The sequence below is a fragment of the Kribbella sp. CA-245084 genome (assembly GCF_050942355.1).
In the GTDB taxonomy this organism is placed as follows: domain Bacteria; phylum Actinomycetota; class Actinomycetes; order Propionibacteriales; family Kribbellaceae; genus Kribbella.
The window spans coordinates 4,995,166-5,020,400 of record NZ_CP192053.1; the positions used below are offsets into that span (position 1 = coordinate 4,995,166).

Genomic DNA, 25,235 nt, shown 5'->3' on the forward strand with positions numbered 1-25,235 from the left:
TCAGCTGAAGGCGACCGCGACGCGGCCGAGTCCGGAGATCTCCGCGTCGACCTTGGCGCCCGACGTCACGGCCACCATCGGCCCAAGCGCGCCGGACAGGATGAGCTGGCCTTGGCGCAGCGGATCGCCCAACGCTCGGGCGGTCCGCGCAAGCCAGGCGAGTGCATTGAGCGGATCGCCGAGGCAGGCCCTGCCGGATCCTTCCGACACGGTCTCGCCGTCCAGGCGCATCGTCATCCGGACGTCGGCCGGCACGACGTCGGCGAGCGTCGTACGCGCGTCGCCGAGCACGAAGAGACCGCTCGACGCGTTGTCCGCGACGGTGTCACCGAAGCTGATATCCCAGTCGGCAATCCTACTGTCGACAATCTCCAAGGCCGGCAAGACGAAGGCAACCGCGTCGCGGACATCAGCGTCGTCGTCCAGGTCGCGGCCGAGGATGAACGCCACCTCCGCCTCGACCTTCGGCTGCAGCAGTCGCCCAGCCGGTACGACGCCGCCGTTCGCGATCTCCATGTCGGCGAACAACACGCCGAAGTCGGGCCGGTCGACACCGAGCTGCTGCTGCACCGCGGGTGAGGTCAGCCCGATCTTCCGGCCGACCACCCGAGCGCCGGCGGCCAATCGGTCCGCGACGATCACCCGTTGGACGGCGTACGCCGTACTGATATCGTCGCGGCCGATCAGGTCGCGAACCGGTGGGCAGGGCGTCATCGTTCGGGTCGCCTCACGGAGTCGGTCCACCGCGGCGTCGATCGTCATACAAGCTCTCCTGGGAAATGGCAGGCGGCTGCTTGTGTGTTCCGGCGCGGTAGCAGCTCCGGGTCCTGTTTCACGCAGATGTCTCGGTCTGGATGCGTGAGCGGACCGATCGGGCAGCGCGTGCGGAACCGGCAACCGGACGGCGGGTTGGCAGGGCTGGGCAGGTCGCCTTGCAGGACGATCTGCTCGCGTGTGCGCTCTTCGACGCTCGGAGTCGGCGAGGAGGACAGCAGCGCGACGGTGTACGGATGCTGCGGGTCGCCGTACACCTCGGCGGCCGTGCCGGTCTCGACGATCCGGCCGAGGTACATGACCGCGACCCGATCGCTGAGGTGACGTACGACGGACAGGTCGTGCGCGATGAACAAGTACCCGAGGCCGAGCTCGCGTTGGAGCTCCTGGAGCAGGTTGATGATCTGCGCCTGGATCGACATGTCCAAGGCAGACACCGGCTCGTCCAGGATCAGTACCTTCGGCCGGCGAGCGAGCGCCCGGGCGATACCGATTCGTTGCCGCTGGCCACCAGAGAACGCGTGCGGGTACCGATCGAGGTACTCACGGCGTAGTCCGACCCGATCCATCAGCGCGAGTGACTCGGCCTCCAACTCCGCACCACGGACCCCGCGAAGCGAGAGCGCTTCCGCGAGTGATTGGCGGACCGTACGACGAGGGTTCAGCGAAGCGTACGGGTCCTGGAACACGTACTGCACGGACGAACGGATCCGCCCCAACTGCTCATCACCCATCGACGTAACGTCCTGTCCGTCGACCTCGACCGATCCGCCGGCCACCGGCGTGATGCCGACGATGCTGCGAGAGAGCGTCGACTTACCGCAACCGCTCTCCCCCACCAATCCGACCGTCTCGCCCGAATGAACAGCCAGGCTGACCGAGTCAACGGCGTACACAGGAGCGTCGCGGTGGAACAACCCCCGCCGTCGCGACCCGACATCGACCCGTACGTCGCGAACCTCCAACACCGGCGAGGATCCGACCGGAGCGCTCTCCCCGACGACGACCGCCTCGGCCGTGGAAGCCCCGTCGGTCGCGACGCCGCGGTGAGCCACGATGCACGCGGACAGTTGGCCCTCGTCACCGATCTGCAGCAACGCCGGTACGTCGTGATGACAGCCTTCCTCCACGAACCGGCACCGCGGCGCGAACGCACAACCCGGCGGGAGCGCCGACGGATCCGGCGGCGAACCGGGGATCGCCGGCAATGGTTGCCCGAGGCGCTCATCGTCGAGGCGCGGCATCGCCGCCAGCAAGGCTGCCGTGTACGGATGCCGCGGAGTACGAAGGACCTGCTCGACCGTGCCTTGCTCGACGATGCGGCCGCCGTACATCACCGCGACCTTCGAACACATCTCCGCGACCACGCCCATGTCGTGGGTGATGATCGCGATCGCCAGCCCGAGGTCGTCCCGCAGCTTGAGCAGCAACCGCAGGATCTGCGCCTGGATCGTCACGTCGAGCGCGGTCGTCGGCTCGTCCGCGATCAGCAGCACCGGATCGTTCGCCAGCGCGATCGCGATCACCACGCGCTGCCGCATGCCGCCGGAGAACTGATGCGGATACTGGTCGATCTTCACCGCCGGGTCCGGAATCCCGACCTGGTCCAGCAGCTCGACCGCCCGCGGACGCGCGGCACGCTTGCTCGTGCCGTGCAGCATGAGCGCCTCGATGATCTGATCGCCGATCGTCATCACCGGGTTCAGCGCAGCCTGCGGATCCTGGAACACCATCGCGACGCCGCTTCCCCGCCGGCGCCGCATCTCGCGCTCCGGCAGAGTCAGCAGGTCCTCGCCGTCGAACTCGACCGACCCGCCGACGATCTCACCAGGAGAACGGACCATCCGCATGATCGAGCGAGCAGTCACGGACTTGCCGGAGCCGGACTCGCCGACGATGCCGAGCACATCGCCCGGCTCGATGTCGAAGCTGACGTCGTTGACGGCCCGGATGTGGTCCGAGCCGATCCGGAACTCGGTCCGCAGGTTCCGGACCCGCAGCAACGCCCGTCCGGGCTCGACTCTGGCGGCCGTCCGTACGGCTGTCGGATTGTTCACCGGTTCACCGCCTCGTTGAGAGCGTCCGCGATCAGGCTGAACGCGACCGCGAGCAGAAGAAGGATCAATCCCGGACCGATCAGGTACGCCGGCGCCTCGGTCACGAACCGCAGTCCGTTGTTCAGCAGTACGCCGAGGCTCGGCGTCGGCGGCTGGACACCGAGCCCGACGATGCTCAACCCCGCCTCGATGTACACGCCGATCACCATCCAGATCGACGCGTTCACCACCGCCGAGTCCATCGCGTTCGGCACGATGTGCCGCGTCAGCACCTGCCACTTCGGTACGCCGAGAACCCGCGCAGCCAGCACATACTCACGAGACTGCTGCGACAGCCACGCCGCCCGAGCGAGCCGCCCCGCGGCCGGCATACCGGAGATCAGAATGGTGAGGAACAGGGCCAACCAGCCCGGACCGATCACCGCCACCAGGCAGATGCCGAGCAGCAGGCCCGGGAACCCGACGATCACGTCCAGCAGCCGCTGGATCGCGGCGCCGAGCCGTTCCGAGATCACCCCGGCCAGTCCGAGCATCATCCCGATCACCATGCTCAGCGGTACGGCGGCGAAGATCAGGCTGAGGTCGATCCGCAACCCGTAGACGCTGCGGGTCAGGATGTCCCGCCCGAACTCGTCGAGCCCGAACGGATGGGCCGCCGAAACCCCGGTCAGCGATGCACTCGTCTGCTGGTCGTAGCCACCGGGAAACAGGACCGGAGCTAGCAGCGCGGCCAGCACCAGAATGCCGAGCACCGTCAGGCCGATGATGCCCCGCGGAGTGCGGAACGCGGACAGGTAACGCGTGACGGTCGGACTGAGCCGGCGCGTCGTGGCCAGGCCCGCGCCGGTCACCTCGAGATTCGTCATCGTCAGTCTCCCAATCGGATCCGCGGATCGAGCGCGGCGAGGATGATCTCCGTGCCGAGCTGGCAGATGACCGCCACGAAGACCGCGCCGAGAATCAGCACCTGCAACACCGTGAAGTCCCGCGACTGCACGCTCGTCACGGCCAGCTGGCCGAGCCCGTTGCGGGCGAAGATCGCCTCGATCACGACCGCTCCGGCGAGGAGGTGCCCGACCTGCAGGCCGACGGCGACGACCGCGGTGCCGAGGCTGTTGCGGAACACGTGCCGGAAGGTGATCCGTCGCCGGGACGCGCCCTTGCTGACGGCCAGATCGACGAACTCTGCCTTCCGCATCGTCGCCATCTCGGTCTGGATGAAGCGCGCGACCACCGCCGCCGGCCCCAGCGCCAGGGCGAGCGCCGGCAGCACGAGGTACTGGATGCCGACAGCCGGGTTGGACAGCACTCCGACCTCACCGCTGACCGGCAGCCAGTGATTGAACACGCCGAACACGAGGATGAGTCCGAGCCCGACCACGAACGACGGCACCGCGACGAACAGGCTGTCGGTGAAGTCCAGCAGCGCCCGGACCCAGCCGATCCGGGCCGACCCGGCCAGGATCCCGAGCCCGGCGCCGATCACGATCACGAACAGCGTCGCCAGCACGGCCAGCTCGACCGTGCTGCCGATCCGGTCCCCGATCAGGCTCGCCACGCTGCGGTGCAGCAGGAACGACTCGCCCAGGTTGCCGCGGAAGAGTCCCCCGATCCAGTCGAAGTACTGCAGCAGCGGAGACTTGTTCAACCCCAGCTGCTCGCGGATCGAGGCGATCGTCTGGGCGTCGGGGTTGTCCCCGGCCAGCACGACCGCGACGTCACCCGGTGCCAGCCGCGGCAACGAGAACGCGACGATCGAGCTGGCGAACAGCACGAACAGGACCGACGGTGTCTTGCGAAGCAGGAACCTGGTCATCGGGTTGCGCCCTTCAGTCGCTCAGCCAGGACTGGCCGAGGTTCAGGAAGCCCATCTGGGTGGCGACGATGTTGTTCAGCGAGCTGGCCCGCACCGTGAGGGTCGGGCGGGTGATCAGTGCGACCGCGAACGCCTGGTCGAGGAAGTAGTCGTCGAAGTCCTTCAACGCCTTCTCCTTGTCGGCCTTGCTGCTGGCGTTCGCCACTGCCTGCGCGATCGTGGAGTACTGCGGGGTCTTGAAGAACGTGATGTTCTGCTCGGCCGACAGTTCCGGCCTGCTGACCATCGCGGTCGCCGGCGAGGCGCCGTTGCTGGCCTGCATGAGGACCGCGGCCGTCGGGAAGGTGCGGGTGGCAAGCTTCTGCTGGTAGTCCGGCACGTTCATCGTCACCGGCTTCGCCTCCAGGCCGACCGCCGCGAGGTTGTTCTTCACGATCTGGAAGATGGCCAGCGACTCCGGGCCGTCGGCTGTCGCCACGTCGAACGTCGTACCGGGCTTGACCCCGGCCGCGGCCAGCATCTGCTTCGCCTTGGCCGGATCGTAGGTGTAGTGGTTGGCCCGTGCGCTGTCATAACCGGCCGTCGTCGGCCGCCACGGCAGACTGGCCGCCGTCGCCTTGCCGCCCTCGGCCTGCTGCACGATGCGCTGCCGGTCGATCGCGTACTGGACCGCCTGCCGCACGGACTTGTTGTCGAACGGCGGCTTCCGCACGTCCAGCCCGAGGTGGAAGGCTGCACCGCCCGAGCTGAGCAGCGCGAACCCTTGCTGCGTACCCAGACTCCGCGCGTCCACCGGAGCAACGCCGACCGCGTACTGCGCCCGGCCGCTCTTGATCGCGGAGACCAGCGCCGTCGGGTCCTTGACGATGTTGACCTCGATGGAGTCGAGATGCGTGTTCGCCGCATCCCGGTACTTCGCGTACTTCGTCAGCTCGACCTTGCCGCCCGGGGTGAACGACGTCCACTCGAACGGGCCGGTGCCGTCGACCTTCTTGCCGGCGGCGTAATCGGCGTACGAGTCCTTGTTCAGGATCGGCATGGTCTCGAACAGGTCGAAGATCGCCGGCAGCGGATTGGCGAAGGTCAGCGCGAGCTCAGTGTCGCTCTTCACCTGTACGGCGGAGATCTGCGCGGCGATCTTCTGGTTCGCCGCGCCGACGGCGGGATCCTTGGCCTTGTCGATCGTGAAGGCGACGTCCGCGGCGCTCAGCTTGCGGCCGCTGTGGAACGTGACGTCGTCGCGCAACTGGATCGTCATGCTCTTGCCGTCCGGCGCGAGCGTCCAGGACTTTGCCAGTACACCCTTGGGTTCACCGGTCTGTGCGTCGATCAGGGTCAGCGTCTCGAGGACGGCGTACTCCGTCACGATGTTGCCGATCGCGGTCTTCAGGAACGATGCCGGGTCGGGGTCGTACGCCTGGGCGACGACCAGCTTGCCGCCGTTGCGCGCCGGTCCCGCTGCAGTCGCGGCCGCCTGACCGGCGTTCTGGGTGGCGGCGCTACAGGCGGTGCCGGCCAACATCACCGCAGCGGCGACCGCCGCTACCGCTGTCTTCTTGAGTGACATCGAAACTCCTCGAGCTAGTCCTGACACCTGCCGGAACGGAGTGCGAAGCGCAGTGAGGAACGCCGGGGCGGCGACCGGATCAGTTCCGGTCCTCGCAGTGATCGCCACACCATAGGGCCGCCGGATCGGGCCTGTGCCGGTCTCGGTCCGCTGACCGGAACGCAGCCCGACAGGCGTTCGCACGCCGAGGCTAGCGTCCGGTGCCATGCCTCTCGCGTACGTATTCACCGCCTACGGCGGCCCGTCCAACCAGCGTTATCTCCAACTCCCGAGACCCGACCCCGGTCACGGGCAGGTGCTCGTCGGCGTACGCGCCGCGGGGGTGAATCCGGTGGACTGGAAGGTGCGGGAAGGCAAGCACCGCACGTTCCTGCCGCTCGAACTGCCCGCCGTGCTCGGGCGCGAGGTCGCCGGTGTCGTCGTGGCCGTCGGCCCGGGAGTAGCCGGCCACGCCGTCGGTGACCCGGTGGTCGGGCCAACGGTTGGAGGATGCGGTGGGTACGCCGAGTTCGCGCTGGTGGAGGCCGTGCGCGCCGCGCGGATGCCGGACGGGTTGACGTTCACCGACGCGGCAGTTCTGCCGATCTCGGCCGGGACCGCGTACGACAGTCTGCTCAACCTCGGCGTGACGCGCGGCGAGACGTTGCTGATCCTCGGCGTCGGGGGCGGCGTCGGCACGATGGCAACTCAGCTGGCCGCCCTGGATGGGGTCGCGGTTATAGGTACTGCCAGTACGCCGAAGCGCGCGTTCGTCGAGTCGCTGGGTGCGAGGTTCGTTGCCTACGACGACGGTGCTCTGGAGCTGCCGCCGGTTGACGCCGTACTGGATCTGGTCGGTGCTGTGGACTCGGTGGTTCTGACTGAGCGCACTCGGGTGCTCACCGTTGCCGACAAGCTGCCGGGCGGGGCTCGGTCGGTCTCTCGGCGGGGCGATCCGGAGACGTTGCCGCGACTGGCGGGGCTCGTGGCCGCGGGGAAGCTCGATGCGTGTGTGCGGCAGGTGTTCCCGTTCGCCGAGGCTGGTGCTGCGCTGGCCGTTGTGGAGGCTGGACATGTCTCCGGGAAAGTCGTGATCGGTTTGCCTACCGGACCAGGACACTGATCTGGATGCCCGGTTCGCGCATACCGTGCGGCGACGGCCTCACCCCGACGGAAGGACGACCATGACTTCATTGCCCGGCTCGCGTCTCGCGCTCAACCCGATCCAGTGGATGGCGAGCGAGGACGGCTGGCTAGACCCGTCCCTGGCGCCGGAGTTTGCTGAGCAGCTCGCTTTGGTCAAGAAGTCCGGGTTCGACGGCGTTATGGCCGCAGTACCTGCCGATCTGAGCGTGTCGCAGTACCGCGAACTCGTGCAGGACGCTGAGCTGACCTTGGCGCCCGGGTACTTCGTCTGCCGCTCCGACGGGCGGGACGGGACCGAGGCCGACGTACTCGCGAACGCTCGCGAGGTCGCGCTGCAGCACGCGGAGCTCGGCATTGCCGACGTAGGCCTCGGGATGGGGATGAAGAAGGAGGCCGTCCGGGTCCTGCATCCGGCCCAGGGGTACGACGCGGACGCCTCGCGGCTCGAGTCCGTGACGGAGCTGATCGGCAAGATCGCCGACGTCATGACGGCCGAAGGAGTGCGGCCCGCGCTGCACCCGCACATCGGCACCTGGGTCGAGACGGACGCCGAAGGCCGGGCCGTGCTCGAGGCGATCGCGCCGGAGAAGCTCGGGCTGCTTCCGGATACGGGTCACCTCGCGTGGGCAGGTGTCGACGTACGCGCGCTGATCAGCGACTATGCCGACCGGGTGCCGTTCGTCCACGTCAAGGACTGCCGGCTTTCGGTTGCGGCACAGGGCCGGTCGGAGGACTGGGACTACCGCACGATCGTCCGCGCCGGGTTGTGGGCCGAGCCCGGTCGCGGCGAGCTGCCGCTGGTCGAGATCCTCGATGCCCTCGGCAACGACTTCACCGGGTGGCTGATGGTCGAGGTCGACAAGCCCGACCTCACCGACCCGTACGAGAGCGCCGTCGCTTCGGCCACCTGGATGAAGGCGACCTTCGGGGGTGGCCGATAGTGCGCCTCGGAATCCTTGGCACCGGCAACATCTTCAGCCGCTACGTCACCGGCCTGAACACGTTTCCTTCCTTGCAGATCGCGCGCGTCGGCGACATCGACACCACGCGGGCGAAGGAGGCGGCGGCCGAGTTCGGGATCGTTGCCTGGGGCGACGATCAGGAGCTGTACGCCGACGACTCGCTGGACATCGTCGTCAACCTCACTCCGCCGGTGCATCACGCGGCCACCATCAAGGCGGCGCTGCAGGCTGGCCAGCACGTGTACGTCGAGAAGCCACTGGCGACAACGGTTGCCGACGCGCGCGGCGTACTCGAGGTGGCTGTTGCCTCAGGCAAGCTGTTGGGATCGGCGCCGGACACCTTCCTCGGCAGCGCGAGCCAGACCGCTCGTAAGGCGCTCGACGACGGGCTGATCGGTGAACCGATCGGCGCGTCGTTCTTCATCGGCCACAGCAAGGCCGAGCGCTGGCACCCGGATCCCCGTTTCCTGTTCCAGGCCGGCGGCGGGCCGGTCCTCGACATGGGGCCGTATTCGCTCGCGATCCTGGTGAACCTGCTCGGTCCGATCTCCACGGTGAGCGCGTCGAGCCGGATCGGAGCGTCGGTACGCACGGTGACGTCTCCGAACCGCGTGGTCGACACGATCGACGTCGACGTACCGACGCATGCTGCGGCGATCTTCAGCTTCGCATCGGGTGCGATCGCGACGGCGCAGTTGAGCTTCGACGTCTGGGACAGCCACCTCCCCCACATCGAGATCTACGGCACCGAGGGCACCCTCTCGCTCGCCAACCCGAACCACTTCGACGGCGACGTCCGGGTGAAACGCCACAGCGACGACGAGTGGATCGTCCTACCACCGGCGACCGCGCTCTTCGGCGCCGTCGGCACCCCGGAGCAACACCGCCGCGGCCTGGGCGTCAACGATCTGGCCCAGGCGCTGGAGGGCGGCCCCCACCGAGCCAACTCCACCTTCGCCTTCCATGTCCTCGAAGCCCTCTGCGCGATCGACGACTCGTCCGATCAGCACCTCCCCATCACCCTGCAAAGCACCTGCTCCCGACCTGCCCCTGCGTAAGAGGCCTGGTCGGAGCGTAGGATCAGTGTTCGACAGTAGGCGAACACCGAGAGGATCCTCAGCATGCGTGCCCTGACCTTCGAGCAGCCCGCCCCAGACACCAGGGCCACTCGCGTCGCCGAGGTCGACGTACCGACGCCCGGGCCGGGTGAGGTGACTATCGATGTGAAGGCCGCCGGGATCAACTTCATCGACGTGATGGCTCGTCGGGGGGATCCGGCGTACGCCTCCAGTTGGCCGTTCGTGCCCGGGCTGGAGGCAGCCGGGACGGTGAGGGAGCTCGGTGCCGGGGTCGTGGGACCTGCGGTGGGTACGCCGGTTGCCGCGTTCACCCGGGTGGGTGGGCTGGCCGACGTGGTGCGGGTCCGTGCCGAGCTGGTGGTGCCGGTTCCCGATGGTGTGTCGCTCGAGCAGGCAGCTGTTGCCCCGGGCACCTTCACCACCGCGGCGCTACTGGTCCAGCAATCCGGACGTCTGCGGGCTGGCGAGACCCTCCTGATGCAGTCCGCCGCGGGCGGTGTCGGACAGGCGGTCGCAGCCTTGGCGCGACGCGGCGGCGCGAAGACGCTGATCGGAATCGTCGGCAGCCCGACCCGCGTGGCGGCCGCGGAGAAGAGTGGGTACGACATCGTGCTCACCCGCGGAGCTGATCTGGCCGAACGCATCCGCGACCTGACGGGCGGCCGGGGCGTCGACGTGATCCTCGATTCCCAGGGAACGGAGCAGGTCGACGCCGACCTGGACATGCTCGCCGCGGGTGGTCGGGTCGTGTTGTTCGGGAACGCGGGCGGCGCGCCGATGGGCAACCTGCCGCCCGGGCGGTTGTTCGCGGGGAACGCCTCGATCGGCGGCTTCAGCATGAGCGCCATGTCCGTCCGCGCTCCCGAGATCATCGGTGCCGCGTTGCGCGAAGTACTCGAGCTCGTCGCCGAAGGAGAGCTCACCCTCGAGTTCACCCCGATCGACGGCCTCGCGGCTGCAGCGGATGCACAGCAGGCCCTGGCCGAGGGGCGAGGCGCGGGCAAGTACGTCGTACGGCTCTAATCGTCAGGGGCAAAGCGGTGGCGCAGCGTGAAGGCTCTCGGCGTCGGTCCCCAGCGGCGTAAGTACTCGAGCCGGGCGAGAGCTTCGTCCACCGTCGGTTGTTCGCCCGCAGGCAGCCACCAGAGGGCGGTTGACGGCTGGCGGACCCGCTCGAACCAGCGGGCACGGTTCCGCACGAACCGGCCGTGGGCGCTGCGATAGATGAATGCGTGCAGATCCTCGTACGTCGACCACACCGACAGGTTCACAACATCTTGCGCGCTGCCGCCCGGGCCATGCGTCAGCACATGCCCCTCAGCCGCCGGGAGCCGCCAGACGAAGCCCGGGCTCTGATCGGCCAGGCGGTTGACCGGCTCCAAGGCGGCGATGAACTCTCCGACAAGCGGCGAACCGGCCTCCGCTCGCATCCTCGCCACATTCACCTGCGCAAGGTTGAAGTCCGACACCCGCACATCCTCACCCGGCGCTAGTTCGGTGCGAGCAGGTTGCCTTGCGCGGTCGGCGTAGGAGTGTTTGTCGGCGGTGTGCTTGAAGGCGTGTTGGACGGCGTGGGTGATGGCGAGGTCGACGGCGTACTGCGGGTGCTCGGAGTCGGGCTGCTCGACGGCGTGTTGGACGGCGTCGGGCTGGTCGAGGGTGTGGTGGACGGCGTCGCGCTCGGCGTGGGGGTCGGTGATTGCGAGGGGGTTTGGGACGGGGTCGACTGGCTCGGCTGCGTCGGTTCGGACTGGGTCGGGGCAGTCGTGGATGACGGCGTGGTCGGCTGCGACGTCGGCGTACTGCTGGTCGCGCCTGGTTGTGGACCGAGGTCGGTCGCCGGGGGTTTCGTCCCGTTGTCGTTGAGCAGGACCACGGCCAGTACGGCGCCGGCCGTCGCCAGGAGGGCGATCGCGCCGGCTATCAACGTCATCCGTCGATCGCGCTGCGCCTGGGTCGTCGGCGGGCGGATGACCACGGGCGCGGTGACCGGGACGGCGGTAACAGGGATGGGGGCCGTGGCGGCGACCGGCGTGGTGGCGCTCAGGGCGCCGGCCTCGATCTCGGCTGCGGTCGGACGGTCGGCCGGGTCCTTCGCGAGCATCTGGAGCAGGACCTGCTCGAACGCGCCGGCGAGCTCCGGCCGCTCGAGGCTCGGCGGGACCGGCTCGGCGTCGACGTGCTGGTAGAGGATCGCGGTCGGATGTTCCCCGGTGAATACCGGCCGGCCGGTGACCAGTTCGTAGAGCACGCAACCCAGCGCGTAGACATCGGCCGGTTTGCCGGCCTGCCCGCCCTGCGCTCGCTCGGGCGCGAGGTACTGCGCGCTGCCGATGATCTGGCCGGTCCCCGTCAGCGTGCTCGCACCCTCACCCGGAAGGTGAGCGATGCCGAAGTCGGCGACCTTGATCGTCCCGTCGGTCGAGATCAGCAGGTTGCTCGGCTTCACATCCCGATGGACGACGTCTTCGCGATGCGCAGCGGCCAGGCCCGCGGCGCTCTGTTCGACGATCTCGATCGCGCGGTCCTTCGACAGCGGTCCGTGCTCGGTGAGCTCGTCGGCGACCGACCCGCCCTCGACCAGCTCCATCACCAGGAAGAACCCGTCGTCGTGCTGACCGAAGTCGTAGACAGCCACGACATGGCCGTCGTTCAGGCGCGCGGCGGCGCGCGCCTCGCGGTGGAACCGTTCGGCCGCGCGTGGATCACGGTCGGACCGCAGCAGCAGCTTCACGGCGACCTCGCGCCCGAGCTGCTCGTCCGTACCGCGAAAAACCTCTCCCATGCCGCCTCGGCCGAGAGAGGAACCCAATCTGTACCGCTTCGCTACAAACACCCTGACCCCCGTACCCGCGACCCAGACACGGTAACCGGTGTACCAAGAGCCTCGTCGTGACAAATGACCGACTTCAGGATGACAAACGACGCAAGGTACGACGCAGTCGAAACGTTAAGTTCCTACCGTGACCACTGAAACCGCCCCTCGTAACCCGCTCGCAGCGCTCGCCTTCGGACCACGCCGGCCCCTGCTGACCGCGGCTGTGTTCCTCGTGACACTCGGGTGCGGGATCGCGCAACTGGCACACCGCCCGCTGTACGACGCCGTCGTCCGCGACCCCACGCACATCGACAACGGCCAGTGGTACCGCCTGCTCACCGGCATGTTCTTCCAGGACGGCTGGGCGTCCGGCCTGGTCTCGAACCTGATCCTGCTCGCGATCTTCGGCGCCATCGCCGAGCGCGTGTTCGGCCGGTGGCGCTGGGCGATCCTGTACTTCGTCTGCGGCTGGTTCGGCCAGCTGATGAGCTACCTGTGGCTGAACCCGGTCGGCGCCGGCAACTCGATGTGCGTCGCCGGCCTGATCGGCGGCCTGGCCATCCTGATCCTGATGGCTCCCCGCAAGTACGGCGTCACACCGCCGCTACAGCTGCGCATCGCCGCCTTCGCCGTACCCGTCCTGGCCGTGGTCGACACCGCCATCAGCGACAACCACGGCCTCCCCTGCCTCCTCGGAATGCTCCTCGGCTACGTCTTGCTGCCCAACCCCGAGCCCAAGGCGTGACCGCGATCAGACGTCGAGCGGGTTGGCGGCGATGCGGGCGGCGAGGCCGGACTGGATCGCTCGCGCGGCGGAGCTGTTGACCTTCCGGTCGGCCTGCGCCTGGAAGCACGCGAGGAACTCGGGGGAAAGCCCGAGCCTCGGGAAGTCCCGCAGTACTTCGGCGCGGAACGCCGGACTGAGTGCGTCGACGTCCTTGCCCACGATGTCCAGCGCGGCCGCCCGCGAGATCAGATGACCTTCGGGATCGACGGTCACGTCCGTCTCGGGAACCATGTGCCGGACGATGACCTCGCCGAGGCGTTCGCGGCGCTCACTCGGCCAGCCCGCACCGGCGGCGAAGACCCGGGCGACGTGACCGCCCGCCACCTCGAACGAGACGGTATGGCTGTCGAACTCCGGCGCCAGCGCGATGTCGTGGAACATCGCGGCCGCGAACAACAGCTCAGCGTCGTACTGGATGCCTTCTTGCTCACCGAACGCAGCGGCCCACAGGTAAACGCGTCGCGAATGGCTCAGCAAGGCGGTGGATAGGTAGCCCGAGGCAACCTCCAACGCCGCCGCCGAGGCAGCCGTGGCCGGAACAACCAGGTCCTTCGTACTGATCATGCTTCGACGGTATGGCGCGAAAGGCCCCCATCGCTGGTCCAATCCGACATGATGAACGTGGGCCACTGACCAGAGCGGAGAGGACCGTCATGCGTGCCATCACAGCCACGGACCGAGCGGCCGGCGTCGGCGGACTGTCACTGACCGAGCTGCCGTACCCGCACGCCGCCGAGAACGACGTCGTCGTGCAGGTGCACGCAGCCGGTTTCACCCGCGGCGAGCTGGACTGGCCGGGGACGTGGACCGACCGCGCCGGACGCGACCGCACGCCGACGGTCCCCGGCCACGAACTGTCCGGCGTGGTCGCCGAGCTCGGCTATGGCACGACCGGGCTTACGGTCGGCCAGCGCGTCTTCGGGCTGGCGGACTGGGCCCGCAACGGCACCCTCGCCGAGTACGTCGCCGTCGAGGCACGCAATCTCGCCCCACTGCCCGAAGACGTCGACCACATCGCAGCAGCCGCGCTGCCGATCTCCGGGCTGACCGCTTGGCAGGGGCTGTTCGACCACGCACACCTGCAGCCGGGCCAATCGATCCTCGTCCACGGAGTCGCGGGCGCCGTCGGATCCGTCGTCGCGCAGCTCGCTCGTGAGACAGGAGCCCACATCATCGGCACCGGCCGGGCCGCCGATCGCGCCGCGGCCGCCGAGCTGGGCGTCCACGAGTTCCTCGACCTGGGCAGCGAGCGCCTCGAAGAAGCCGGCGAGGTCGACGTCGTCTTCGACGTCATCGGCGGCGAGATCCGCGACCGCTCCACCGCCCTGGTCCGCCCCGGCGGAACGCTGATCACCATCCCCGATCCGCCGACGGTCCAGCCCACCGGCGGCCGAGCCGTCTTCTTCGTCGTCGAGCCCGACCGCCGGCAACTGGCCCAACTGGCCACCCGCCTCCGCGAGGGCCGCCTGGTCCCGCTCGTCACCACCGTCCGCCCGCTGGCCGAAGCACCCGCCGCCTTCACCGAGCGCGGCCGAACGATCCTCACCTCGACCAACCTGTGATGGCAGTGGGATCGTGCAGAGATGACGAAAGACGGGCGGTTGCCGAAGAAGATCTATCGGCGGGAGTTGCTGCGGCTCCAGGCCGAGTTGGTCAAGCTGCAGGAGTGGGTCCGGGTCGAGGGCGCCCGGGTCGTGATCGTCTTCGAGGGGCGGGACGCGGCCGGCAAGGGCAGCACGATCAAACGCGTCACCGAGTACCTCAATCCTCGCGTCGCACGGATCGTCGCCCTTCCGGCGCCGACCGAGCGGCAGCGCACCGAGTGGTACTTCCAGCGGTACGTCGAACACCTGCCGGCGGCCGGCGAGATCGCGCTGTTCGACCGCAGTTGGTACAACCGCGCCGGTGTCGAGCGGGTGATGGGGTTCTGCACGAACCAGGAGTACGCGCGGTTCCTGCATCAATGCCCGATCTTCGAGCGGCTGCTGGTCGAGGACGGCGTACTGCTGCGTAAGTACTGGTTCTCGGTCAGCGACAGCGAGCAGGAGAACCGTTTCCGCAGCCGTCTCGAAGACCCGATGCGACGCTGGAAGCTGTCGCCGATGGACCTGGAGTCGATCAACCGCTGGGAGGACTACTCCCGCGCCAAGGACGAGATGTTCGTCCACACCGACATCCCCGAAGCGCCCTGGCACGTGGTGGAGAGCGAGGACAAGCGGTCCGCACGGATCAACATGATCGCCCACCTGCTCTCGACGATCCAGTACTACGAGGTCCAGCGGCCGCCGCTCGGTCTGCCGCCGCGGCCGCCGTCGAAGGGGTACGAACGCCCGCCCCGCGACATGCAGGCCCAGGTCCCGGACCACGCCGCTGAACTGCGTCGCTGACGGCACCGGCACACTGGGGTCGTGCCGTCGAAGGACAAAGCGATCCGGACCCGGCCGGCCTGGTACCGCCGGTTGTGGTCCGCCGTCTCATTGGTCATCCTGTTCGCCGTCGTCGAGTACGTCGTACTCCCGAAGCTCGCCCTCGCGCGAGAGTCGCTGCACCGCGTCTCGGAGCTCAACCTCGCCTGGCTGATCCTCGCCGTGGCGCTCGAAGCGGGCAGCCTGGTGTGCTACTCGCTCTTCAGCCGCGCACTCCTCGGCAAGGAGCACCTCCCGTTCTCCTGGATCCTGCGCTCCGACCTCACCGGGTACGGCGTGAGCCACGTCGTACCCGGCGGCGCCGCGACCGCGACCGCGCTGCGTTTCCGGCTGCTCGTCATGGGCGGTGCGCAACCGGCGAACGTGACGGCGACCGTTACGGCGGAGGCGATCGGTTCCCCGCTCGCCCTGGCGCTGCTCGCGTGGCTGACGTCGATCCCGGCGGTGTTCCTGCGCGAGGCGTCCACCGCGTACCTGGTCGGGTTCCTGATCGGGCTGGTCGTCATCGTGTCAGCCTTCCTCGCCGACCGCGGGAGCTCCAGCCTCGAACACCTCGCCGCACGACTGCTGCGAGCGATCCTGCGGCGACTCCCCCAGCGGGTCCGGCCGTGGATCGCGACGGTCGCCCGCCGCCTGCGCGACGTCGTTGCCGACCCCGAAGTACGCAAGGCCTTCCTGAGCTGGGCGACGCTGAACTGGCTCCTCGACGCCGCCGTCCTCTGGGTCTTCCTCGCCGCCTACGGTGAGCGGGTCTCCCCGATCGCCGTCCTGATCGCGTACTGCGCCGCGAATCTGGCCGCCGTCGTACCGCTCACCCCCGGCGGCATCGGCGTCGTCGAGGGCATCGCGGTCTCGTCCCTCATCGGCTTCGGCGTCGACGGCCAGGCAGCCCTCCTCGCCGTCCTGTCTTGGCGCCTCCTCCAGTTCTGGGCCACGGTCCCGCTGGCCGGCCTCTGCTACCTGAGCCTCCGAGCCCAAGGCGCCCTGACCCCCGCGAAGCAGACCTAGCGCTTGGCGACGACCAGGAGCCCGATCATGGAGACGACGGCGCCTCCGGTGATGAGGACGGCCATCGGTACGGCGTTGTGCTGGCCGCCGAGGCCCGCGATCGGGGCGATCGTTCCGGCCGCGACCCACTGGACGAAGCCCTGGACGGCCGACCCGGTGCCGGGATGATCGGGTACGGCGGCGGAGGCGAGCGCGCCGCCGTTCGGAATCATCAGGCCCTGCGCGGTCATCAGGATGAAGAAACACACGATCGCCAGGAGCAACGGCGTGCCGAGCCAGAGGGCACCGGCCAGCATCGCGACACCTGCTGACAGGGCAGCTACTTGTCCGGTCAGGATGATCTTGCGGGTGGGGACGCGGCCGGCGAGGCGGGCGGAGATCAGCGCGGCGATGGTCATGCCGCCGGCGTTGGCGGCGAAGTCGATCGAGTACGCGATCGGCGAGAGCCCGTTCATCGTCTGCAGGACGAACGCCGAGGTCGCGACGTACGCGAAGAGGGCACCCATGGCGGCGCCGGCGACGATCAGGTAGCCGACGTACTCGCGGTTGCCGAGGACTGTGCGGCCGGCGGCGAGGAAGTTGCGGAGTCCCCCGGCGTGACGGTCCTCGGGCGCGAGCGATTCGGGCACGGCGATCAGCACCGCGACCGTCATCGCGACACCGAGCGCCGCGACCAGCCAGAACGAGACGCGCCAATGCGACAGCTGAAGGATGAGCCCGCCGAGGAGCGGACCGACGATCGGCGCGAGCCCGCCAACCCCGGCGATGACGTTCAGCACCCGGACGAGCTGAGCGCCGCGCGCCAGGTCGACGATGATCGCCCGCCCGATCACCATCGCCCATCCCCCGGCGAACCCCTGCACAAGCCGGGCTGTGGTCATCACCCCGATCGTCGGCGCGAGTGCACACGCGATCGAGGCCGCCGTCATCACCACCAGCGCTGTGAGCAAAGGGATTCGCCGGCCGCGCTGGTCCGAGACCGGTCCGCCGATCAGCTGGCCGAGCGCCATCCCGACGAAGAACGTCGTCAGCGTCAGCTGCACTTGGGTCGCGGTGGTCGACAACTCGCCGGCGACCTGCGGGAACGCCGGGACGTACATATCGGTGGCCAGCGACGCGATCGCAGTCAGGAACACCACGGTCGCAATCAGGCCGGCGCTCAACCGCGCCTTCACCAGAGTTTGAGTCACCTTCGGTCAGACCGTGAGGAGGACCTTGGTGGCGGTGCGCTGGTCCATGGCCTGGTAGCCCTCGGCGGCTCGGTCCAGGGGCAGGACGAGGTCGAACACCCTGCCCGGATCGATCTTGCGGTCCCAGATGAGCTGGATCAGCTCGGGCAGGTACTGGCGAACCGGCGCGGGACCGCCGTGGATGTGGACGCCCGCCATGAACAGCTCGTCACCGGGAATCGCGACATCGTGGGACACGCCAACGAAGCCGACGTGACCGCCCGGCCTGGTCGACCGAATCGCCTGCATCATCGCTTCCTGCGTGCCGACGGCCTCGATCACCGAATGCGCACCGAGCCCGCCCGTGAGCTCCTTGACCCGCGCCACGCCGTCGTCCCCGCGCTCCTCGACGATGTCGGTGGCGCCGAACTCCTTCGCCAGCGCCTGCCGATCGGCGTGCCGGCTGAACGCGACGATCCGCTCGGCACCCAGCTCCCGGGCAGCCAGGATCCCGAGCAGCCCGACAGCGCCATCCCCAACAACAGCAACCGTCTTGCCCGGACCGGCTTCGGCCGCAACCGCGGCGAACCAGCCAGTTCCGAGTACGTCGGAGGCCGCCATCAGCGACGGGATCAGATCGGGATCGGGCATCCCCGGCGTGGCGACGAGCGTGCCGTCGGCCAGCGGGACACGAGCCCGCTCGGCCTGGGTACCGATCGTGCCCATCAGCACGCGATGGACGCAGTACGCCTGGTATCCGGCCTGGCAGATCTCACAGGTGTTGTCCGAGGCCCAGAACGACCCGACGACGAAATCGCCGACCTTGATCGTGCGTACGGCGGAGCCGACCTCCTCGACGACACCGACGTACTCGTGGCCCATCACCTGGTGGTCGACCGGCTCGGCACCGCGATACGGCCACAGGTCGCTGCCGCAGATGCAGGTCGCCGCCACGCGGATGATCGCATCGGTCGGCTCGATGATCTCCGGGTCCTCGCGGTCCTCGACCACGACGTTCCCGGGGCTGTGCATGACTACTTGGCGCATTGCGCGCTCCTCCTCGTTCTGATGTCTGCAACCGAGTGAACGGGGTCGGCCGCAGGCGAGGAAGTCACTGCCGATGGGTGTACTCACAGGGCACCCTTCGCTGCCGGGCCGGCGGCTGCGGGGCGACTACTGTCATAGTCGTGGACAACCGTCAGGAGGTGCGCGAGTTCCTCACCACTCGCCGCGCCCGCATCACCCCGGCGCAGGCGGGCCTGCCGACCGCGGGTGCGCGACGGGTGCCCGGCCTACGACGCAGCGAGGTGGCAACGATTGCCGGTCTGAGCGTCGAGTACTACGCCAAGCTCGAGCGCGGCCAGATCGCCGGCGCCTCCACCGGCGTACTCGATGCCCTCGCTCGGGCCCTGCAACTTGACGAGACGGAACGGGCTCACCTCTTCGACCTCGCCCGGGCCGCGGACGGGATCCCGACCTCGGGTCGCCCGCGTCGCCGTCCATCGGGTAAGGCCGCGTCGCGGCTCAGCCTGCAATGGGCGCTCGACGCGATCAAGGACGGCGTCGCGTTCGTCCGCGACCCGCACCAGAACCTGCTCGCCACGAACACGCTCGGCCGCGCGTTCTACTCGCCGGTGATCGGCGACGGCGGCCGTACGCCGAACCTCGCCCGCTTTCAGTTCCTCGACCCCGCGTCACGCGACTTCTACCCGGACTGGGAACTGTTCGCCCAGATGTGCGTCGGCATCATGCGCGCCGAGGCCGGCCGCGACCCGCACGACCGCGGCCTCCAGGACCTCGTCGGCGAACTCTCAACCCAGAGCGAGGTCTTCCGCCGCCTCTGGGCCGACCACAACGTCCGCACCCACGGCTCAGGCACCAAGCGCTTCAACCACCCCGTGGTCGGCGAAGTCACCCTCGCCTACGAAGAGTTGGCAGTAACCGCCGAGCCCGGCCTCGTCCTCCTCGTCTACACAGCCGAACCCGGCTCCCCTTCCGCCGACCGCCTCCAACTCCTCGCGTCCTGGGTACTCGCGGACGACTAGCTACTTCGCTGCGCCTCGGAGGGTTGCCTGCTGCTGGGCCTTCAGGGCCAGGCGCATCGTCTCGAAGGTGTGGGCTTGTGGTGCGGCCGTGGTGGTTCGGTTCTGCACGTCGCTGATCAGGTCGGCGTAGTACGTCGTCTGGACCTTCGAGCAATCGATGTAGTTCGTGCCTTCCTGGTTGACCAGGAAGAGGTGGTCGCCGCCGTCGCGGCCGGCGATGTCGACGTACTTGCGGAGTTCGATGTAGCCGTCCGTGCCGAGGATCATCAGGCGGCCGTCGCCCCAGGTGGGCAGGCCGGCGGGTGTGTACCAGTCGACGCGGATGTAGCCCTGGGCGTTCTCGCTGCGGAGCAGGATCTCGCCGAAGTCCTGCAGGCCGGGCTCGTCGGCGTTGGCGAAGTTGCCGACCGTGCTCGCGACGACCTCGGCCGTCCGCGCACCGGTGAACCAGAGGAACTGGTCGATCTGGTGCGAAGCGATATCGGTCAGGATGCCGCCGTACCGGCTCTTGTCGTAGAACCAGTCCGGGCGGCCAGCACCGCCGCCGAGGTGGCCGCGGTCGCCAATGCGGTGCGGTCCGATGCCGATGGTCTGGACGACGGTGCCGATCTTGCCCTCGCGGACCAGCTCACCCGCCTTGATCACGCTGGGCACCTCGAACCGCTCCGAGAACGTCACCGACCAGAACCGCCCGCTCTGGCCGACCGCCTTCTCGATCTCCTCCAGCTGCTCCAGACTCACGCAGCCGGGCTTGTCGGTCACGACGTCCTTGCCGGCCAGCAACGCCGTGACGGCGATCTGTCCCCGGCGATCCGGTACGGCGGCGGTCACGACGAGGTCGATCCCGTCCCGGCCGAGCAGCTCGTCCGGGCTCTCGGCCACCGGAACGTCCGGGTAGCGCTCGCGGACCCGGGTCGCGATCGCCGCGTCCGGATCGTCGGTCGCCATCCCGACAAACTCCGCGCCGGCCTCGATCAGGCCCGCGATCTGGCCGAAGATGTGCGCGTGGTCGAGCCCAACGGCGGCGAACCTGACTGCTTGCGTGGAAGTCACCCGTACTCCTCGATATTCGGCAGCACCTGAACTCCACTCACCCTATGCCAATCCGGCAAGCGCTTGCCAACCCTGGGCGAGCCGCATGTTCTTGCTACCCCGGTCGAGTGTCGCCCCGGTAGGCGGCTCCCCCGGTCCCGGCGGCCGCCCTACGGTGGGGCCAGGGTGGAACGGCGGAGAGGGGTCCGGCGATGGCCAGATACCACGACCTCGAGTACGAGTACGAGTACGAGTACGAGTACGAAGCCCCGCCGCCGTTGCTGCGGATCCGGGTGGTGCACGGCCGGTCCTGGGGCGCCGACCGCGAGTTCGAGGACGAGGGCGACTTCTTCGACCCGGTCCCGCCGCCGGCGGGCGCCCGGCTGCTGACCCGGTTCGCCTTCGGCGGGGCGAGCCTGACCGCCGCCCACCGACGTACGATCGCGCAGCTCGCCAAGGATCTGCTCCGCGACGGACCGATGGGGAATCTCGACTGCCTCAATGTGACGATCGTCGGGCACGAGGACGAGCTCGGTGAGCCGGCCAGGTTCGGCGCTCTCGGACAGCGACGCGCAGAGGCCGTCACCAAGGCGCTCGCCGACGAGATGAAGCGGCAGGTCGCACGGATCCCAGCCGCATCCCGGCCTCGCGGGCAGTTCGTCATCACCGTCCAGACCCTCGGCCCGACCAGGCCGATGCGGTCGAACCTCACCGCGGACGGGCGAGCGCTCAACCGCCGGGTCGAGGTAACCGTCGGTCGCCCAGGCCTCTGCCCGGACGTGACCTGAACCAGGCTCAGCGACGCGGCAGTAGTCGGTGACCTGCTCCGCGCCCTCATCGAGACGCGGAGCAGGTGGTCGATGGGTTACGGGTTGTTCGCGACGCCCTCGTCGATCTTCGGTCCGCGGGCCGCGGTGATCCCGGCATAGCTGATGCCGGCGATGGCCGCGCCGACGATCGGGGCGACGATGAACAGCCAGACCTGGCCGAGCGCGCTACTGCCGGCGAACCAGGCGACGCCGAGTGACCGCGCCGGGTTGACCGATGTGTTGGTGACCGGGATGCCGACCAGGTGGATCAGCGTGAGCGCGAGGCCGATAGCGATCGGGGCGAAGCCCTTGGGCGCGCGGTCATCGGTCGCGCCGAGGATCACGTACAGGAAGAAGGCCGTCAGCACGATCTCGACAATCGCGCAGGCCAGCAGCGAGTAACCGCCCGGCGAACGGTCACCGTAACCGTTGCTCGCGAATCCGCTGTCGTGGGCGCTGAAACCATCCTTGCCGCTGGCAACTGCCAGCAGAATGGCGCCGGCCGCGCTGGCGGCGACAATCTGGGTGACGATGTACGTCGGCACCCATTTCCACTCGATCCGCTTGGCGACGGCGAGACCGATCGTGACGGCCGGGTTGAAATGACCGCCGGAGACATGGCCGACGGCGTACGCCATGGTCAGCACGGTCAGGCCGAAGGCCAGCGCCACGCCGAGATAGCCGATACCGACAGGAACCTTGTCCGGGGTGAGCACGACACCGGCCAGCACGGCGGCACCGCAGCCGCCGAACACCAGCCAGAATGTCCCGAGAAATTCCGCACCGATCCGAGCCGCAGGACTGGGTGATTCCACGACTGCCTCCTTGTGACCCCCGTTGAATTGATGCCCTACTGTCACAGTAAGGCATCAACTCGTCACATTTGGTTAACCTGCGGCATTCGATAATTCGGCGATCATGCGCCGGCGGGACTCGTAGTAGTGCTGCGGGTCGAGCACGGGCCGGTCGAAGCGCAAGGTGCGATCCGGGTCGATGACGTCCAGCGCCGCCGTACCGCCGTGGGCCGCACGGATCGCCTGCAGCGCGCGGTGGTCCCACATCGCCTGGGCGAAGACACGATGGCGGATCGACGGCCACGGCGTACCGTCCGTGCCCGGGTAGACCGCGAAGGCATCACCGGACGGGAACGCGCCGCCGGCCGAGGTGTCCTCGAACGGGTTCACCCGTCGGATCGAGTGCCAGGTGTACCAGAAGTTGAATCCCCAGTGCAGGAAGCCGTCGACCCCGGACGCGAACAACTGATGCCCGAGCGCACGGTTGCGCGCCGAAGGCATCCCGATGAACCGGTTGGCGACGTCGCGATCCTGCGAGACGCAGTAGTAGACCCACAGGCGCTCCGGCCGCTCGGCGAGGAACGGTTCGACGTGATTGGTCGCTACAACGGGCACGGCAACAGCACCCGAGGTGTAGAACGAGTGCTCGCTCAGAGCGTCGACGACAGTCCAGCCCTTCAGCAGATCGGCGACGACCGCTTTCGCGGCGAGGTACGTCGCCAGCCCTTCCTCCCCCGACGGCTCGTCCGAGATGTGGAAGACGACGTGGTCGCGATCCCACTCCTCGTCGAGCACGGCCTGCAGCGCCGGCAGCAGCGCTTCCATCAGCTTGCGGTACCGGGGATCAGTCGCGGGAACGTCCCATCCGAAGGCACGCTCCTCGCTCACGATGATGCCCGGCGTGGCATTCGCGCCCCATTGGGTGAAGAGATGCGCGACCTCGACGCCGGTGATCCCGGTACGCCGACAGAGCTCGAGCCACCGCCGCACCCGGTCGAAGCCGAACTGGTACCCGTCGGCGGTCTCGGTGATGTCGATGAGCTGTACGACGGTCCGGTACGAGCCGACCGCGGTGTCGAGCGGCGGCGTCCACACCGGCGCGAGCAGCGAGGTCGCGCCCATCTCCGCCGCGGACGTCATGAACCGCTCCACGACGTTCCAATGCTCTTCGCTGAACACCTCGAGGCCGTAGTGATCCGCGAGCGAGTCGAGATGCATCCAGTGGCTCGACACGATGTCGAGCGGCGGCAACTCGATCGCGGTGAGCTCGACGGTGACCGGTGCCCGATGCAACTCGGTGCCGTCGGACGAGGTGATCACGATCGTCAGTTCATGGACGCCGGCCCGCGCCGGATCGGTCGTGGTGACGTCGAACCACAGCGCTCCCCAGGCACCGAACCGGACCGGGACCTCGCCGTTCGGGATCGGCCGCAGCAGGTCCGGATAGAGGCCGGGCTCGTCGAACTCATAGCCGTCGTCATGCCCCGGCAGAGCGACGAACGAGCACGGCACGAGGTCGACGCGCGACACCGTGACCAGGTTGGCCGCCGTACCTTCGACCCGAACCTGGAGCGGGCTCGGGTCGCGGAACGTCGGCACGAGCGGAGGACGGTAGGCCAGCTGGAACGACGCCTGCTCGCCGAGGAACGCCTGGAACCGCGTCTCGGCCGACACGGGACGCGGGTCCCGCACCGGGTGCACTTTCACGAGCGCATCGCAGACTACAAACTCCCACGTTCCAGCCACGCCTACCATCCTCCTATGCGCAATTGTGGACTCTATGATGCAGATTCGCGCACCAATGCACAATGCTTCTGGAGGTCCGCCAGTTAGTTAGCGGCGAGGCCGCTGGTACCTGCGGTGGCCGCACCGGCGACATCCTGCTGCTTCGTGAGCGTGCCGTCGTGATGGACGGCGTACGACGCAACCGAGCCGTTGGACAGACGCACGTACAGGAACTTGCCGTCAGGACTGAGCGCCGCGTCGGATCCCCCGGCACTCGTCGAAGCCGCCACTGACGCGATCAGCTTGAGCCGTCCGTCGGAACTGATCCGGTACGACGAGATCGACGCGCTCGCGGCGTTGACCGTGAAGGCGTAATCGCGCGTGACGACGAGCCAGCACGCCGCCGCCTGCTGGTCGCTCACCGAAGCGCTGATCGTCCGCACGCGATTACCGTGCACGGAGTACGACGAGACCGCTGACGGGCCGGCCTCGGAGACGATCGCATCACCACGCCGATCGAAGTCGAATCCGTACGGCGTGACACCGGCGGAATGGTGCGGTGTCGCCGTACCGGCGTACCCGTTGCGTACGGCGAACGTGTCGATCGTCTGATCGCCCTTGTGGGTGACGACCAGGCTCCGGCCGTCAGGCGTGAACGAGACCTGGGCGGCTGCCGTCGGGGTCGCACCGGACTTGCTGAGGGCCTTCGTCGAGTGCGGCAACGGCTGCAGGTGTCCGTCGTGGCTGACCCGCAGACCGCTGATGGTTTCGCTGTTCTGGTTCAGGACGTACACAATCCCATGGCGGACGGTGACGCTGACCGGCAGGTCACCGCCGCTGGACGCGACATCCCGACGGACAAGACCACGGTCGGTGATGGCGAGTGTCGACACCGTGTCGTCACCGCCGTTCACCGCGAACAACAGGTTGCCGTCACGCACGAGTCCGTACTGCGAAGCAAGCGACGCACCGAGTCCGTGACCGCCGGTCGGAACGGTGGCGCCGGCGCGCAGCCGGCCGTCACGCAGACGATCGAAGACCTGCACGGCGTTGCCGGCGGCGGCGTTCGTCGTCTCGTACACGTGACCGATCACGTCGCCGCCGGACCGTCCGTTCACCGCGGCGTTCGCAGGCGCGGTCGCCAGCAATGACGCCACGGCAACGGCGGCGAAGGCAGGCGCCAGCAACCGGGCAGAATGAATGGGCATGGAAATTCCTCTCACGCAGGGAATCACTGGAACG

Annotated in this window: 24 protein-coding genes; 10 read left to right on the forward strand and 14 right to left on the reverse strand. The window is 68.5% G+C overall.

The genetic code is table 11. The features are described from left to right. Genes ACQPYH_RS23985 through ACQPYH_RS24005 form a run of 5 tightly spaced genes read right to left on the reverse strand, consistent with a single transcriptional unit; the run spans nucleotide 1 to nucleotide 6,214 of the window. Nucleotides 1-762 (reverse strand): 2-keto-4-pentenoate hydratase, encoded by a 762-nt coding sequence (locus tag ACQPYH_RS23985; RefSeq protein ID WP_432875370.1) that lies wholly within the window; start codon nucleotides 760-762, stop codon nucleotides 1-3. Further along, complete coding sequence (locus ACQPYH_RS23990) at nucleotides 759-2,831, reverse strand: dipeptide ABC transporter ATP-binding protein (RefSeq protein WP_432875372.1); 2,073 nt, start codon at nucleotides 2,829-2,831, stop codon at nucleotides 759-761. The genes ACQPYH_RS23985 and ACQPYH_RS23990 overlap by 4 nt, the downstream gene beginning before the upstream one ends. After that, nucleotides 2,828-3,697: an ABC transporter permease gene (locus tag ACQPYH_RS23995; protein ID WP_432875374.1), complete on the reverse strand. Its 870-nt coding sequence runs from the start codon at nucleotides 3,695-3,697 to the stop codon at nucleotides 2,828-2,830. The genes ACQPYH_RS23990 and ACQPYH_RS23995 overlap by 4 nt, the downstream gene beginning before the upstream one ends. A gap of 2 nt (nucleotides 3,698-3,699) precedes the next feature. Beyond that, complete coding sequence (locus tag ACQPYH_RS24000) at nucleotides 3,700-4,647, reverse strand: ABC transporter permease (protein WP_432875377.1); 948 nt, start codon at nucleotides 4,645-4,647, stop codon at nucleotides 3,700-3,702. A gap of 13 nt (nucleotides 4,648-4,660) precedes the next feature. Beyond that, nucleotides 4,661-6,214, reverse strand: coding sequence for an ABC transporter substrate-binding protein (locus tag ACQPYH_RS24005; protein WP_432875379.1), 1,554 nt, complete (start codon nucleotides 6,212-6,214; stop codon nucleotides 4,661-4,663). Nucleotides 6,215-6,419: 205 nt separating this feature from the next. On the opposite strand from ACQPYH_RS24005, the gene ACQPYH_RS24010 reads away from it, so the two are divergent. From ACQPYH_RS24010 to ACQPYH_RS24025, 4 genes are all read left to right on the forward strand, one after another. Then, the gene (locus ACQPYH_RS24010) at nucleotides 6,420-7,316 is read left to right on the forward strand and encodes an NADP-dependent oxidoreductase (protein WP_432875382.1); all 897 of its coding nucleotides are present in this window, start codon (nucleotides 6,420-6,422) and stop codon (nucleotides 7,314-7,316) included. 61 nt (nucleotides 7,317-7,377) lie between these two features. After that, nucleotides 7,378-8,280 (forward strand): sugar phosphate isomerase/epimerase family protein, encoded by a 903-nt coding sequence (locus tag ACQPYH_RS24015; RefSeq protein ID WP_432875384.1) that lies wholly within the window; start codon nucleotides 7,378-7,380, stop codon nucleotides 8,278-8,280. Further along, complete coding sequence (locus ACQPYH_RS24020; protein ID WP_432875387.1) at nucleotides 8,280-9,359, forward strand: Gfo/Idh/MocA family protein; 1,080 nt, start codon at nucleotides 8,280-8,282, stop codon at nucleotides 9,357-9,359. The genes ACQPYH_RS24015 and ACQPYH_RS24020 overlap by 1 nt, the downstream gene beginning before the upstream one ends. A gap of 63 nt (nucleotides 9,360-9,422) precedes the next feature. After that, on the forward strand, nucleotides 9,423-10,403 hold the full coding sequence (locus ACQPYH_RS24025; protein ID WP_432875389.1) for a quinone oxidoreductase family protein: 981 nt from the start codon (nucleotides 9,423-9,425) through the stop codon (nucleotides 10,401-10,403). Here ACQPYH_RS24025 and ACQPYH_RS24030 read toward each other — a convergent pair. Beyond that, the gene (locus ACQPYH_RS24030) at nucleotides 10,400-10,849 is read right to left on the reverse strand and encodes a DUF3291 domain-containing protein (protein ID WP_432875391.1); all 450 of its coding nucleotides are present in this window, start codon (nucleotides 10,847-10,849) and stop codon (nucleotides 10,400-10,402) included. The two genes, ACQPYH_RS24025 and ACQPYH_RS24030, sit on opposite strands and share 4 nt — an antisense overlap. A gap of 20 nt (nucleotides 10,850-10,869) precedes the next feature. Next, nucleotides 10,870-12,165 (reverse strand): protein kinase domain-containing protein, encoded by a 1,296-nt coding sequence (locus ACQPYH_RS24035; protein WP_432875393.1) that lies wholly within the window; start codon nucleotides 12,163-12,165, stop codon nucleotides 10,870-10,872. A 178-nt stretch (nucleotides 12,166-12,343) separates the two neighbouring features. Between ACQPYH_RS24035 and ACQPYH_RS24040 the strand changes: the two genes are divergently transcribed. Then, nucleotides 12,344-12,943: a rhomboid family intramembrane serine protease gene (locus ACQPYH_RS24040; protein ID WP_432875396.1), complete on the forward strand. Its 600-nt coding sequence runs from the start codon at nucleotides 12,344-12,346 to the stop codon at nucleotides 12,941-12,943. Between the two features lie 6 nt (nucleotides 12,944-12,949). Here ACQPYH_RS24040 and ACQPYH_RS24045 read toward each other — a convergent pair whose 3' ends face one another. After that, entirely contained in the window at nucleotides 12,950-13,549 is a 600-nt protein-coding gene (locus ACQPYH_RS24045; protein WP_432875398.1) for an HD domain-containing protein, read from the reverse strand. 89 nt (nucleotides 13,550-13,638) lie between these two features. Between ACQPYH_RS24045 and ACQPYH_RS24050 the strand changes: the two genes are divergently transcribed. From ACQPYH_RS24050 to ACQPYH_RS24060, 3 genes are read left to right on the forward strand one after another with little or no spacing between them, the layout of a single operon-like run. Next, on the forward strand, nucleotides 13,639-14,547 hold the full coding sequence (locus tag ACQPYH_RS24050; RefSeq protein ID WP_432875401.1) for an NADP-dependent oxidoreductase: 909 nt from the start codon (nucleotides 13,639-13,641) through the stop codon (nucleotides 14,545-14,547). Between the two features lie 21 nt (nucleotides 14,548-14,568). Beyond that, complete coding sequence (ppk2, locus tag ACQPYH_RS24055) at nucleotides 14,569-15,372, forward strand: polyphosphate kinase 2 (RefSeq protein ID WP_432875404.1); 804 nt, start codon at nucleotides 14,569-14,571, stop codon at nucleotides 15,370-15,372. A 21-nt stretch (nucleotides 15,373-15,393) separates the two neighbouring features. Beyond that, a complete protein-coding gene (locus ACQPYH_RS24060) occupies nucleotides 15,394-16,419 on the forward strand; it encodes a lysylphosphatidylglycerol synthase transmembrane domain-containing protein (protein WP_432875407.1) in 1,026 nt (341 codons plus the stop codon). Here the strand turns inward: ACQPYH_RS24060 and ACQPYH_RS24065 are convergent. Continuing rightward, nucleotides 16,416-17,609 carry a multidrug effflux MFS transporter gene (locus ACQPYH_RS24065; protein WP_432875410.1) on the reverse strand — a complete coding sequence of 398 codons (1,194 nt, stop codon included), beginning with the start codon at nucleotides 17,607-17,609 and terminating at the stop codon, nucleotides 16,416-16,418. The genes ACQPYH_RS24060 and ACQPYH_RS24065 overlap by 4 nt on opposite strands. A 6-nt stretch (nucleotides 17,610-17,615) precedes the next feature. After that, nucleotides 17,616-18,635, reverse strand: coding sequence for a zinc-dependent alcohol dehydrogenase family protein (locus ACQPYH_RS24070; RefSeq protein WP_432875411.1), 1,020 nt, complete (start codon nucleotides 18,633-18,635; stop codon nucleotides 17,616-17,618). Nucleotides 18,636-18,775: 140 nt separating this feature from the next. On the opposite strand from ACQPYH_RS24070, the gene ACQPYH_RS24075 reads away from it, so the two are divergent. Further along, nucleotides 18,776-19,633 (forward strand): helix-turn-helix transcriptional regulator, encoded by an 858-nt coding sequence (locus ACQPYH_RS24075; protein ID WP_432875414.1) that lies wholly within the window; start codon nucleotides 18,776-18,778, stop codon nucleotides 19,631-19,633. On the opposite strand, the gene ACQPYH_RS24080 is transcribed toward ACQPYH_RS24075, so the two are convergent. Beyond that, nucleotides 19,634-20,686, reverse strand: coding sequence for a Gfo/Idh/MocA family protein (locus tag ACQPYH_RS24080; protein WP_432875417.1), 1,053 nt, complete (start codon nucleotides 20,684-20,686; stop codon nucleotides 19,634-19,636). It abuts the gene before it with no gap. A 191-nt stretch (nucleotides 20,687-20,877) separates the two neighbouring features. Here ACQPYH_RS24080 and ACQPYH_RS24085 point away from each other — a divergent pair, with 191 nt between their 5' ends. Continuing rightward, complete coding sequence (locus ACQPYH_RS24085; protein WP_432875419.1) at nucleotides 20,878-21,453, forward strand: OmpA family protein; 576 nt, start codon at nucleotides 20,878-20,880, stop codon at nucleotides 21,451-21,453. A gap of 77 nt (nucleotides 21,454-21,530) precedes the next feature. Here the strand turns inward: ACQPYH_RS24085 and aqpZ are convergent, their stop codons facing one another. From aqpZ to ACQPYH_RS24100, 3 genes are all read right to left on the reverse strand, one after another. Further along, nucleotides 21,531-22,289 carry an aquaporin Z gene (gene aqpZ / locus ACQPYH_RS24090; protein WP_432875421.1) on the reverse strand — a complete coding sequence of 253 codons (759 nt, stop codon included), beginning with the start codon at nucleotides 22,287-22,289 and terminating at the stop codon, nucleotides 21,531-21,533. Between the two features lie 72 nt (nucleotides 22,290-22,361). After that, a complete protein-coding gene (locus tag ACQPYH_RS24095; RefSeq protein ID WP_432875424.1) occupies nucleotides 22,362-24,014 on the reverse strand; it encodes a DUF4091 domain-containing protein in 1,653 nt (550 codons plus the stop codon). Nucleotides 24,015-24,097: 83 nt separating this feature from the next. Next, complete coding sequence (locus ACQPYH_RS24100) at nucleotides 24,098-25,201, reverse strand: lactonase family protein (protein WP_432875427.1); 1,104 nt, start codon at nucleotides 25,199-25,201, stop codon at nucleotides 24,098-24,100. Between the last annotated feature and the right edge of the window lie 34 nt (nucleotides 25,202-25,235).